Source organism: Mesorhizobium sp. P2_E9 (genome assembly GCF_056403815.1).
In genome coordinates this window covers 409,813-421,914 of sequence record NZ_JBFUET010000003.1, presented here as the reverse complement: position 1 = coordinate 421,914, position 12,102 = coordinate 409,813, and the positions used below count along the sequence as shown (strand labels likewise).

Here is a 12,102-nt window from a genome sequence, read left to right as displayed (position 1 = left end):
GATTTACCTTCCAAACGCCGCTCGTAAAGAAGCGCGAAGAGAACAAAGGGAACAAGAAAATGACCAAAGTCATCAAGAACGGCACCGTCGTCACCGCCGACCGCAGCTGGAAAGCCGACGTGCTGTTCAGCCACGGCAAGATCGTCGCCATCGGTTCGGATCTGCATGGCGACCATGAGTACGACGCCACCGGCTGCTATGTCATGCCCGGCGGTATCGATCCGCATACCCATCTCGAAATGCCGTTCATGGGCACCTATTCGGCAGACGACTTCGAATCCGGCACGCGTGCCGCCCTTGCCGGCGGCACGACGATGGTGGTCGATTTCTGCCTGCCGGCTCCGCAGCAGTCGCTGCTAGAGGCCCTGCAGATGTGGGACAACAAGACGTCGAAAGCTGCCTGCGACTATTCCTTCCACATGGCGATCACCTGGTGGGGAAAGCAGGTGTTCGACGAGATGGCCACTGTCGTCGACAAGGGCATCACCTCGTTCAAGCACTTCATGGCCTACAAGGGCGCGCTGATGGTCGATGACGACGAGATGTACGCGTCGTTCCAACGCTGCGCCGATCTTGGCGCGCTGCCTTTGGTGCATGCCGAGAACGGCGACGTGGTTGCAGCACTCTCGCAGAAGCTGCTCGCCGCCGGCAACAACGGCCCCGAGGGCCACGCCTATTCGCGTCCCCCTGAAGTGGAAGGCGAGGCGACGAACCGTGCCATCATGATCGCCGACATGGCCGGTGTGCCGCTCTACGTCGTGCATGTCTCCTGCGAGCAGGCGCACGAGGCCATCCGCCGAGCACGGCAGAAGGGCATGCGCGTGTTCGGCGAGCCGTTGGTCCAGCATTTGACGCTCGATGAAAGCGAATATTTCAACAAGGACTGGGATCATGCGGCGCGCCGCGTGATGAGCCCACCCTTCCGCAATAAATTGCATCAGGATTCGCTGTGGGCCGGCCTGCAGGCAGGATCGCTGCAAGTGGTGGCGACCGACCATTGCGCCTTCACCACCAAGCAGAAGCGCAACGGCGTCGGCGACTTCACCAAGATCCCCAACGGCACCGGCGGTCTGGAAGACCGGTTGCCGGTTCTGTGGACCACGGGCGTCAACACCGGCCGGCTGACGATGAACGAGTTCGTCGCTGTGACCTCGACCAACATCGCCAAGATCCTCAACATGTACCCGAAGAAGGGCGCCATCGTCGAAGGCGCCGACGCCGACATCGTCGTATGGGATCCGAAGCGCAAGAAAACCATCACCTCGAAGAAGCAGCAGTCGGTCATCGACTACAATGTCTTCGAAGGCTTCGAAGTGACCGGCCTGCCGCGCTTTGTGTTTTCGCGCGGCGAACTGTCGATCGAGGAAGCCGAGGTGAAGGCCAAGCCCGGCCATGGCCAATTCGTCGGCCGCGAGCCGAACGCGGCGGTCAACCGGGCGCTGTCGACGTGGAAAGACATCACCGCGCCGCGCAAGGTGGAACGGTCAGGCATTCCGGCGACCGGGGTCTGAGCTTGGCGCGTTTGGCCGCGCTCATCTCGTTGGTCCTGGCTACTGTTGCCGGTGGTCCGGCAAGTGCGGCCGGGGTGCTGGCCGGTTCCTGGGGCAATGATGTCGGCTGTGCCGGCGTCAAGGCCGGGTATCAGGACAGCGATGCCTATATCCTGCTGACCGCGGAAGGCATCGAGACCTATGGCAGCGGTTGCCGCTTCGAGCAGCAGTTGACCTCAGTGCCGGGTACGCAATCTCTGCGTTCGACCTGTTCCGCCGAGGGCGAGGCGGGGACGACGATCGAAACAATTCTGGTCACCAACAAGGGTGCGGATGGCTTCTTCGTGACCATTCCCGGCCTTGAGGAACTGGGGCCGCTGCAATCATGTTCTTAACGTTGGGCAATGGGGGAATGAGCATGCGTGGTTTTAGTCTGTCTGTTGCGATGGTTGTCGTCTTGGCTGCTGGCCAGGCTTTCGCGGCAGGCATCGATCTGTCGAAACCCTATGGCGACAAATATGGCTGCATCAACCGCAACGGCCAGGAAGTCGCCGCCGATCAGATGCTGCTTTTGACCGACAAGGAATTGATCACCGCCGCCAGCGCCTGCACGTTCACGAAGACGCAAGCGCAGGCTGACGGATCGCTGGTGGCGACAGCAACATGTGAGGCGGAAGGCGAAGAGGGACAGGCGCCGACCAAGTTCACCATCAAGCACAGCGCCAAAAATGCCAAGAAGCTGACGATCACCGACGAAGATGGCAACGTCATGGGAGAAGTTGCGCGGTGCAAATGACGGCGATCCCGTCAGCGTCAGGCGACCAGCGCATCCAGTTCCGGCAGCAGGACGACGCTTTCCTGTTCGTTGGGGTCGGTGCGGGCAATGACGGCCGAGGACGGGGCGTTGCTCAGATTGGCCGGCAGATGCGGAACGCCGGCCGGAATGTAGAAGAGGTCGCCGGCCTTGACGACGATGTGGTGCTCGAGCCGGTCGCCATACCAGGTATGGACCTCGCCGGAGAGCACGTAGATCGCCGTTTCGTGGTTCTCATGCAGATGCGCCTTGGCGCGGGCGCCGGGCGGCATGGTCAGCACATGCATGCAGATGCCGGAAGAGCCGACCGACTCGGTGGCGATGCCGGCGAAATAGGTCAAACCCTGCTTGCCTTCATAAGTGCTTTCAGGGCGGATAAGATGACAAGTGGGCGACATCGGGGAAACTCCGGGCGTCGATTGAGTGGGACAAAGACCAATGGGACTGGGCGAGTGGAAAACAACATCGCGATAAAAGCAATCGGAATCCGGCCGGCGCAGGGGCGGGACCAGGCAGGCTGTAGCCGATGACCGGGACTTCGCCAGCCGTCGTCGCGGCAAGCAAACTGGGCCTCACCTTCCAGACCAATGACGGGCCGGTGCAGGCGCTGTCCAATGTCGACCTGACGATCGGCAAGGGGGAGTTCGTCTCCTTCATCGGGCCGTCTGGCTGCGGCAAGACCACGCTGCTGCGCGTCATCGCCGACCTGGAGAAGCCGACCTCGGGCACGATCTCGGTCAACGGCATGACGCCCGAACAGGCGCGCGAGAAACGCGCCTATGGCTACGTCTTCCAGGCGGCCGCCCTGTTTCCCTGGCGCACGATCGAGCGCAATGTCGGGCTGCCGCTGGAGATCATGGGTCTGTCCGGGGCGGAGCAGGCGGAGCGCATCAAGCGCACGCTCGACCTCGTCAACCTCTTGGGCTTCGAGAAGAAATATCCCTGGCAGCTGTCGGGCGGTATGCAGCAGCGCGCCTCGATCGCCCGCGCTCTGGCCTTCGACGCTGACCTGCTTTTGATGGACGAGCCGTTCGGCGCGCTGGACGAGATCGTGCGCGACCACCTCAACGAGCAATTGCTGGAATTGTGGGGGCGGACGAACAAGACGATATGCTTCGTCACCCACTCCATTCCGGAAGCCGTGTATCTGTCGACGCGCATCGTCGTCATGTCGCCGCGTCCGGGCCGGGTCAGCGACATCATCGAATCGACGCTGCCGAAGGAAAGGCCACTCGACATCCGCGAGACGCCGGAGTTTTTGGCGATCGCGGCCAGGGTACGTGATGGCTTGAGGGCAGGGCACAGCTATGATGATTGAGGCGGCCTGCTGATGGACACCTTCCGCGACAAGCTCGTCCCGGTGACATCGATCCTGTTGGGCGTCGTTATCCTTTGGTACGTCTTCGCCGTCATCCTCAACACGCCGTTCCAGCGCGACCTCGACCGCCGCGCCAACGAGACCTCCACGTTCAGCGAGCTCATCGGCAAGACGCTGTCGCAGCCCAAGCCGACGCTGCCGGCGCCGCACCAGGTGGCGGTGAACTTCTTCGAGAACACATTCCTGCGGCCCATCAATTCGAACCGCAGCCTCGTCTACAACGCCTGGGTGACACTGTCGTCGACGCTGCTCGGCTTCGCCTTCGGCACCGCGCTCGGCATCATCATCGCGGTGGGGATCGTGCATGTGGCGACGCTCGACCGCAGCCTGATGCCGTGGATCATCGCCTCGCAGACCATCCCCATTTTGGCGGTGGCGCCGATGATCATTGTGGTTTTGGCGGCGGTCGGCATCACCGGGCTGATCCCGAAGGCGATGATCTCGACCTATCTGTCGTTCTTCCCGGTGACGGTCGGCATGGTGAAGGGGCTGCGCTCGCCCGAGATCATGCATCTCGACCTGATGCACACCTACAATGCCAGTGCCTCGCAGACCTTCTGGAAGCTGCGCGTGCCGGCCTCGGTGCCGTTCCTGTTCACCTCGATGAAGGTAGCGGTGGCGGCAAGCCTGGTCGGCGCCATTGTCGGCGAACTGCCGACCGGTGCGGTCGCGGGCATCGGTGCCAAGCTGCTCGCCGGCGCCTATTATAGCCAGTCGATCGACATCTGGTCGGCGCTGGTCGCCGGTTCGATCGTGGCCGCACTTCTGGTCATGGTGGTCGGCATTGCCGGTCGCCTCGTCGACCGCGCCATGGGCGGGAGACCGGCATGAACTGGCTGAAACCTTCCTGGCAAGCGGCGCTGGCCATCGTGCTGTGCCTGGCCGGACTTGCGCTTGGCGCGATCGCCGCGCCAAAGGTGGATCCGCTGGCGCAGCCTGCCGGGACGTTGATCTATCCCTATGCCGCTACAAGCTGGCTGATCTTCGCCGTGCTGCTTCTCGCTGCTTTGATCTCCATGGCCAGAATGCCGTCCATCGTCGAAGCCGTCGTGCTTTTCATCGGCGCGCATCTGGTGGCCTGGCTCTTGATTGGTGGCATCGCTGGCTTCGAAGGTCAGGCACGGGCGCCGTATTTCCTGCTGCTCGCGGCGGCATGGTTGCTCGGTTGGCGCTGCGTTGCGGTGCTGTCGGGACTTCGGCCGATGGCGAACTGGGAACGGACCGCCCTTCGGCTCATCATCCCGGCCATCTTCGGCGCCTGGATCCTGATCATCTGGGAAGCGGTGACGCGGGGCGCCGGCATTCCCTTCATCCTGTTGCCGCCGCCCAGCGCCATCGGCGCGCGCATCGCCGGTTCGCTGCCGGTGCTTGGCGCCGATGTGCGGCAGACCATCTTCAAGGCGGTGATCTTCGGTTATGTCGTCGGCAGCGGTGCCGGCTTCATCACCGCGGTGCTTGCCGATCGCGTGCCGTTCCTGCGGCGCGGGCTCTTGCCAATCGGCAACATGGTCTCGGCGCTGCCGATCATCGGCGTGGCGCCGATCATGGTGATGTGGTTCGGTTTCGACTGGCAGTCCAAGGCGGCTGTCGTCATCATCATGACCTTCTTCCCGATGCTGGTGAATACGGTGGCCGGGCTGTCCGCCTCAGGCCATATGGAGCGCGACCTGATGCGCACCTATGCGTCGGGCTATTGGCAGACGCTGCTGAAGCTCAGGCTACCGGCCGCGGCGCCTTTCATCTTCAACGCGCTGAAGATCAACTCGACGCTAGCGCTGATCGGCGCCATCGTCGCCGAGTTCTTCGGCACGCCCGTCGTCGGCATGGGCTTCCGCATCTCGACCGAGGTCGGGCGGATGAACATCGACATGGTCTGGGCCGAAATCGCAGTTGCAGCACTTGCGGGTTCGGTCTTTTATGGCGTGGTCGCTCTTGTCGAAAGAGCCGTCACGTTTTGGCATCCCTCTGTCCGTGGTGGATAGGGCGGTGGGTTTAGGGCACTAACTTCAGAGGGTAGAAAAATGAAAAGACTTGTTATTCCCGTTCTGGCCGGCGCGATGTCGCTGGCCGCCTTCCAGGCAATGGCCGCCGACAAGGTGACGTTGCAGTTGAAATGGGTCACGCAGGCCCAGTTTGCCGGCTACTATGTTGCCAAGGCCAAGGGTTTCTATGAGGCCGAAGGCCTCGACGTCGACATCAAGCCGGGCGGCCCGGACATTGCGCCCGAGCAGGTGATCGCCGGTGGCGGCGCCGATGTCATCGTCGACTGGATGGGCGGTGCGCTGGCCGCGCGCGAAAAGGGCGTGCCACTGGTCAACATCGCCCAGCCGTTCAAGAAGGCCGGCATGGAACTGGTCTGCCCGAAGGATGGCCCGATCAAGACCGAAGCCGATTTCAAGGGCCATACGCTCGGCGTCTGGTTCTTCGGCAACGAATATCCGTTCTACGCCTGGATGAACAAGCTTGGCCTCAAGACCGACGGCGGCCCGGACGGCGTCACCGTCCTCAAGCAGAGCTTCGACGTGCAGCCGCTGATCCAGAAGCAGGCCGATTGCATCTCGGTCATGACCTACAACGAGTACTGGCAGTTGATCGACGCCGGCTACAAGCCGGAACAGCTGACCGTGTTCAATTACTCGGCGATGGGCAACGACCTGCTCGAGGACGGGCTCTACGCGTCCGAAGACAAGCTCAAGGACCCGGCCTTCGCCGACAAGATGGTGCGTTTCGTGCGCGCTTCGATGAAGGGCTGGAAATACGCCATCGACAACAATGACGAAGCCGCTGGCATCGTCATGGATGGCGGTGGCCAGGACGAGAACCACCAGAAGCGGATGATGAGCGAAGTCGCCAAGCTGGTCGACAATGCCGACGGCAAGCTCGACCCGGCGACCTACGAGCGCACCGCCAAGGCGCTGCTCGACCAGAAGATCATCACCAAGGAGCCGAAAGGCGCCTACACCACCGCGATCACCGACAAGGCGGTCAAGTAAGTCTGACCGGCAAATATCCTGACTTCGGGAACGGCGCCTTTAGAGGCGCCGTTCCTTTATGGTGTTCATGACGAAGCTGGTTTCGATCGAGGCGACGCATTTCAGCCGCGCGATCTTCTCCTTGATGAAGCGCTCGTATTGTTCGAGGCTGCCTGTCACCACCTTCAGCACATAGTCGCGCGAACCGGTGACGAGGTGGCACTCCAGCACCTCTTCCCAGCCGCGGATCGCGTCCTCGAACATGACGATCTCGTCCTCGTTCTGCCGGCTGAGCCGGATGGTGGCGATGGCGACCATGCTCCAGCCGAAGGCGGCGGGATCGACCAGCGTTGTGTAGCCCCTGATGACGCCGGTCTCCTCCAGCCGCCGCACGCGTCGGAGGCACGGCGACGGCGACAGGCCAATGCGCTCGGCGAGCTCGTTGTTGGTGATGCGGGCGTCCGCACGCAATTCGCGCAATATCTTGAGGTCAAAATCGTCGGCTATCTTCTGCTGCACTTTCGCTCTCTCTCGGCAATTTGTTGCTCGCATGCAGCCATGCGAGCCCAAGAATAGCAAGGACTGGCTGATCAGGATCGCATAAATTGCGGCGCGATATCCCTCGAACGCAGGAAAAGCCATGACCGCGCCACGTCCGTCGAAAACCCATATCGGCAACCACAAGCTCCATCCGGAGACGCTGATGCTGAGCTATGGCTTCGATCCGCAGCTTTCCGAGGGTGCCGTCAAGCCGCCAGTGTTCCTGACCTCGACTTTCGTGTTCAAATCGGCGGAAGAGGGGCGCGACTTCTTCGATTACACGTCCGGCCGCAAGGAGCCGCCGAGCGGCACGGCGTCAGGGCTGGTCTATTCGCGCTTCAACCATCCCAACAGCGAGATCGTCGAGGACCGGCTGGCGATCTATGAGGGGACGGATGCCTGCATCCTGTTTTCATCGGGCATGTCGGCGATCGCCACGACACTGCTCGCCTATGCCCGCCCGGGCGACGTCATCCTGCACTCGCAGCCGCTTTACGGCGGCACCGAGACGCTGTTGACGCGCACGCTGTCCGGCTTCGGTATTGGTGCTGTCGGCTTCGCCGATGGTGTCGACGAGAAGGCGGTACGGACGGCGGCCGATGCCGCGGTTGCCAAAGGGCGCGTTTCGGTCATCCTGATCGAGACGCCGTCAAACCCGACCAACAGCCTGGTCGACATCGCGCTGATGCGGACGATCGCCGATGAGATCGGCGCGAGCCAAGGTTCGACACCGATCATCGTCTGCGACAACACGCTGCTCGGCCCGGTTTTCCAGCGGCCGATCGAGCATGGCGCCGATGTCTCCGTCTATTCGCTGACCAAATATGTCGGCGGCCACTCCGACCTGATCGCCGGTGCCGCCATGGGCAGCAAGGCGGTCACCAAGCCGATCAAGGCGTTGCGCGGCGCCATCGGCACGCAGCTCGATCCGCATTCCTGCTGGATGCTCGGCCGCTCGCTGGAGACGCTGTCGATCCGCATGGAGCGGGCCAACGACAATGCACGCCTGGTCGCCGAATTCCTGCGCGATCATGCCAAGGTCGGGAAGGTGCATTATCTGCCGTTCCTGGGCGAGGAGACGCCGGCGGGGCGCGCCTATATCAGGCAATGCAGCGGTGCCGGTTCGACCTTCTCGTTCGACATCAGAGGCGGAGAGAAGGCGGCTTTCGCCTTCCTCAACGCCCTGCAGATCTTCAAGCTTGCGGTGAGCCTCGGCGGCACGGAGTCGCTCGCCAGCCATCCGGCGGCGATGACCCACTCCGGCATTCCCTTCGACGTGCGACAGCGCATCGGCGTGCTGGAGACCACGGTCAGGCTGTCGATCGGTGTCGAGCATCCGGACGACCTGATCGCTGACCTGACGCAGGCACTGGCGGCGGTCTGACGGCTCCCTCTGGAAGAGGGAAAGGGCGGTCGATCGCCCTTTTCAATGTTTTCCCAGTCACAAAAACGTGTGCAGGGAAACATTGCGCCGCCCAGCCGTTGCGTTGGAGCATGCGCGCGTCGGGGGACCGTGACCCATGCGACAGCCAATCGGAGGTTCTTTATGCGCACACATTCTTTCCTGCCGGTATTTTCGGCGCTGGCCATTTCGACCGCTTTCCTGCTCGCATCCCCGGCCATGGCCGAAGTGGTGAAGTACAAGGCAACGCTCGATGGCGCCCAGCAGAACCCGCCCGTCACCACCAAGGGCAAAGGCACCGCCACGTTCACCTTCGACACCACCAGGAAGAAGCTCAGCTGGAACGTCAAATATTCCGGCCTGAGCGGACCGGCAACGGCAGCGCACATTCATGGCCCGGCGGCGATGGGTGCGAACGCCGGCCCCGTCATTCCGTTCAAGGGCAAGCTGAAGAGCCCGATCAAGGGTTCGGCCGAGCTGACGGACGCGCAAGCCGCTGACCTGGCGGCCGGCAACTATTATGTCAACGTCCACACCGCCGCCAACAAGGACGGCGAGATTCGCGGCCAGATCGAGGCGGTGAAATAGCCCAAAACGCGTTGAGAAAAAGGGGCGGGAGACCGCCCCTTTTTTGGATCACGCCTTGTCGCGGATCTGCGTCATCGTCCGTGTCGGCGTGATCGCCTCCGGGTCGAGCCTGATCTCGACGATGGCCGGCTTGCCGCTGGCGCGGGCTCGCTCGAAGGCCGGCGCGAAATCGGCTGTCTTTTCGACCGTTTCGCCATGGCCGCCATAGGCGCGGGCCAGCGATGCGAAGTCGGGGTTTTTGAGATCCGTAGCGACGACGCGGCCGGGATATTCGCGCTCCTGGTGCATGCGGATGGTGCCGTAGATGCCGTTGTTGACGACGATGACGATGATCGGCAGGTCATATTGCACGGCGGTGGCGAACTCCTGACCGTTCATCAGGAAGCAGCCATCGCCGGCAAAGGCAACCACGGTGCGATCCGGATAAAGCGCCTTGGCGGCGACCGCCGCCGGCGTGCCATAGCCCATCGAGCCGGAGGTCGGCGCTGCTTGCGTGGCAAAGCGGCGGGAGCGGTGGAAGCGATGCACCCAGGTGGCGTAGTTGCCGGCGCCATTGGTGAGGATGGCGTCGTCGGGCAGCACCTTTTCCAGATAGTTCATGATCGGTCCCATATGGACCGGGCCGGGGCCGCTTTCCGGCGGTGTCGACCAGTCGAGATAGGCGGCGTGCAGTTTGGCTGTTTCGTCCGCCCAACTCGGCGCCGAGGCCGGCTTGCGCTTGGCAAAGGCTTCGACAAAGGCGGAAGGTGAGGCGTTGATCGCCAGCGCCGGCCGGTAGACGCGGCCGAGTTCGCCGGCGTCGGCATGGACATGCACCAGCGTCTGGTCGGGATAGGGGCTTTTCAGCAGCGTGTAGTCCGAGGAAGGCATCTCGCCCATGCGGCCACCGATCAACAAAACGAGGTCGGCCTGCTTGATGGCGGTGGCCAGCTTCGGGTTGATGCCGATGCCGACATCGCCGGCATAGTTGGGATGCAAATGATCAAACAGCATCTGGCGACGGAAAGAACAGCCAACCGGCAGCGACCACGCCTCCGCGATCGCGCGCATCCGTGCCACGGCATCGGCATCCCAGCGCGTGCCGCCGAGGATGACAAAGGGGCGTTTCGCACCGGCCAGCAGTTTCTCCAGCGCATCGAGTTCGGCTTCGCCCGGCCGGGTTTCGACCGGGGTGTGCGGCAAGGCAGCCGGTGCTTCGACCACGCTGGTCAGCATGTCCTCGGGCAGTGAAATGACCACCGGGCCGGGGCGGCCCGATGTCGCCACCGCGAAGGCGCGGGTGACGAGTTCCGGGATGCGCGCGGCGTCGTCGATCTCGACCACCCATTTGGCGATGTCGCCAAAGAACCTCTTGTAGTCCACTTCCTGGAAGGCCTCGCGCTCCTTGGCGTGGCTGGCGACCTGGCCGATGAACAGGATGACGGGTATCGAGTCCTGCATAGCGATGTGGATGCCCGCTGACGCGTTGGTGGCGCCGGGGCCGCGGGTGACGAAGCAGATGCCGGGCTTGCCGGTCAGCCGGCCCTGGCAGTCCGCCATCATCGCCGCACCGCCTTCCTGGCGGCAGACGATGGTGCGGATTTTGGAATCGTGCAGCGCATCGAGCACCGCGAGGTAGGATTCGCCGGGCACGCAAAAGATGCGGTCGGTGCCGTTCGCTTCCAGCGCGTCGACGATCAGTTGTCCACCGGTCTTCATTTCGCTGATCTCTCCAATTCGGCAAGGATTTCGTCAGTGTGCTCGCCCAGGCGCGGCGAGGGGCGCTCATAGACGAGCGGTGTTTCAGACATCACCATCGGCGCGCGCACCGACGGCAGAAGATTGCCGTGGCCGTCGTCGAGGTCGAGCCGCATGCCGCGCGCGATCGTCTGCGGGTCGGCGAACATCTGGCCGATCGTGTTGATCGGGCTCGCCGGCACGCTTGCCGCTTCGAGCTTTGCCAGCAGCGGGTCACGATCAAAGGTTTTCAGCGCCTCGATCATATGCTCGCGCAGCTTGACCCGGTTGGCGACCCGGGCCGGATTGGTGGCAAAGTCGGGATTTACAGACAGTTCATCCAGCCCGACGGCAGCGCAGAATTTGGCGAACTGGCCGTCATTGCCGACCGCCAGGATGATGTGTCCGTCCCTGACCGATACCACCTCGTAAGGGGCGATGTTCATGTGCGCATTGCCCATCTGCACCGGCGACTTGCCGGAGACGAGATAGTTGAGGTTCTGGTTGCCGAGCGCCGAGATCTGCGTGTCGAACAGCGCCATGTCGATATGCTGGCCTTCGCCGGTCTGGTCGGCATGGCGCAACGCGGCCTGGATGGCGATGACGGAATAGAGGCCGGTGAAGATGTCCGAGATGGCGACGCCGGCCTTTTGCGGTTCGCGCCCGACCTCACCGGTGATCGACATCATGCCGGCCATGGCCTGGATGATGAAGTCGTAACCGGCGCGTGGTGCGTAGGGGCCATCCTGGCCGAAACCGGTGATCGAGCAGTAGACAAGACGCGGGTTGATCTTGCGCAGGCTGTCATAGTCGAGCCCGTATTTCTTCAAGCCACCGAGCTTGAAGTTCTCGATCAGCACATCCGCCGTCGCGACCAGCCGGCGGATGGTTTCCGCACCCTCTGGTGTCGAGAAATCGATGGCGATGGAGCGCTTGCCGCGATTGCAGGAATGGTAGTAGGCGGCCGACAGGTTCTCGCCGTCATGGCTCATGACGAACGGCGGTCCCCATTTGCGGGTGTCGTCGCCGCCATCGGGGCTTTCGACCTTGATGACATCGGCGCCGAGATCGGCAAGCAATTGCCCGGCCCAGGGCCCGGCCAGGATGCGGGCGAGTTCGACGACGCGGACGCCTGTCAGGGGAGGTTCGGCCATAAATCACCAGAATTGGTCGGAACCGCAGCCTCTATCAACACCTTGTGC

General features: G+C 62.9%; 13 protein-coding genes. 9 read left to right on the top strand and 4 right to left on the bottom strand.

Annotated features, from left to right (window positions below; genetic code table 11):
• Nucleotides 1-59: 59 nt before the first annotated feature.
• The 3 genes from hydA to AC1D05_RS08060 are packed head-to-tail and all read left to right on the top strand — an operon-like array spanning nucleotide 60 to nucleotide 2,286.
• On the top strand, nucleotides 60-1,511 hold the full coding sequence (hydA, locus tag AC1D05_RS08070) for a dihydropyrimidinase (protein WP_477439819.1): 1,452 nt from the start codon (nucleotides 60-62) through the stop codon (nucleotides 1,509-1,511).
• A gap of 2 nt (nucleotides 1,512-1,513) precedes the next feature.
• Entirely contained in the window at nucleotides 1,514-1,885 is a 372-nt protein-coding gene (locus tag AC1D05_RS08065; protein ID WP_477439817.1) for a hypothetical protein, read from the top strand.
• A gap of 23 nt (nucleotides 1,886-1,908) precedes the next feature.
• Nucleotides 1,909-2,286 (top strand): hypothetical protein, encoded by a 378-nt coding sequence (locus AC1D05_RS08060; protein WP_477439815.1) that lies wholly within the window; start codon nucleotides 1,909-1,911, stop codon nucleotides 2,284-2,286.
• Between the two features lie 17 nt (nucleotides 2,287-2,303).
• Here AC1D05_RS08060 and AC1D05_RS08055 read toward each other — a convergent pair whose 3' ends face one another.
• On the bottom strand, nucleotides 2,304-2,702 hold the full coding sequence (locus tag AC1D05_RS08055; RefSeq protein ID WP_477439813.1) for a cupin domain-containing protein: 399 nt from the start codon (nucleotides 2,700-2,702) through the stop codon (nucleotides 2,304-2,306).
• A 128-nt stretch (nucleotides 2,703-2,830) separates the two neighbouring features.
• Here AC1D05_RS08055 and AC1D05_RS08050 point away from each other — a divergent pair, with 128 nt between their 5' ends.
• The 4 genes from AC1D05_RS08050 to AC1D05_RS08035 are packed head-to-tail and all read left to right on the top strand — an operon-like array spanning nucleotide 2,831 to nucleotide 6,675.
• Complete coding sequence (locus AC1D05_RS08050) at nucleotides 2,831-3,622, top strand: ABC transporter ATP-binding protein (protein ID WP_477439811.1); 792 nt, start codon at nucleotides 2,831-2,833, stop codon at nucleotides 3,620-3,622.
• A gap of 12 nt (nucleotides 3,623-3,634) precedes the next feature.
• Nucleotides 3,635-4,513 carry an ABC transporter permease gene (locus AC1D05_RS08045; protein WP_477439809.1) on the top strand — a complete coding sequence of 293 codons (879 nt, stop codon included), beginning with the start codon at nucleotides 3,635-3,637 and terminating at the stop codon, nucleotides 4,511-4,513.
• A complete protein-coding gene (locus AC1D05_RS08040) occupies nucleotides 4,510-5,664 on the top strand; it encodes an ABC transporter permease (protein ID WP_477439807.1) in 1,155 nt (384 codons plus the stop codon). The genes AC1D05_RS08045 and AC1D05_RS08040 overlap by 4 nt, the downstream gene beginning before the upstream one ends.
• Before the next feature lie 39 nt (nucleotides 5,665-5,703).
• Nucleotides 5,704-6,675, top strand: a complete 972-nt coding sequence (locus AC1D05_RS08035) for an ABC transporter substrate-binding protein (protein ID WP_477439805.1) — start codon at nucleotides 5,704-5,706, stop codon at nucleotides 6,673-6,675.
• Between the two features lie 39 nt (nucleotides 6,676-6,714).
• Here AC1D05_RS08035 and AC1D05_RS08030 read toward each other — a convergent pair whose 3' ends face one another.
• On the bottom strand, nucleotides 6,715-7,173 hold the full coding sequence (locus AC1D05_RS08030) for an Lrp/AsnC family transcriptional regulator (RefSeq protein ID WP_027045952.1): 459 nt from the start codon (nucleotides 7,171-7,173) through the stop codon (nucleotides 6,715-6,717).
• 121 nt (nucleotides 7,174-7,294) lie between these two features.
• Between AC1D05_RS08030 and AC1D05_RS08025 the strand changes: the two genes are divergently transcribed.
• Nucleotides 7,295-8,578: a cystathionine gamma-synthase family protein gene (locus AC1D05_RS08025; protein WP_477439803.1), complete on the top strand. Its 1,284-nt coding sequence runs from the start codon at nucleotides 7,295-7,297 to the stop codon at nucleotides 8,576-8,578.
• Between the two features lie 162 nt (nucleotides 8,579-8,740).
• Entirely contained in the window at nucleotides 8,741-9,184 is a 444-nt protein-coding gene (locus AC1D05_RS08020; RefSeq protein ID WP_477439801.1) for a CHRD domain-containing protein, read from the top strand.
• 48 nt (nucleotides 9,185-9,232) lie between these two features.
• Here AC1D05_RS08020 and AC1D05_RS08015 read toward each other — a convergent pair whose 3' ends face one another.
• Nucleotides 9,233-10,882 (bottom strand): thiamine pyrophosphate-binding protein, encoded by a 1,650-nt coding sequence (locus tag AC1D05_RS08015; protein ID WP_477439799.1) that lies wholly within the window; start codon nucleotides 10,880-10,882, stop codon nucleotides 9,233-9,235.
• Nucleotides 10,879-12,054, bottom strand: coding sequence for a CaiB/BaiF CoA transferase family protein (locus AC1D05_RS08010; protein WP_477439797.1), 1,176 nt, complete (start codon nucleotides 12,052-12,054; stop codon nucleotides 10,879-10,881). The genes AC1D05_RS08015 and AC1D05_RS08010 overlap by 4 nt, the downstream gene beginning before the upstream one ends.
• Between the last annotated feature and the right edge of the window lie 48 nt (nucleotides 12,055-12,102).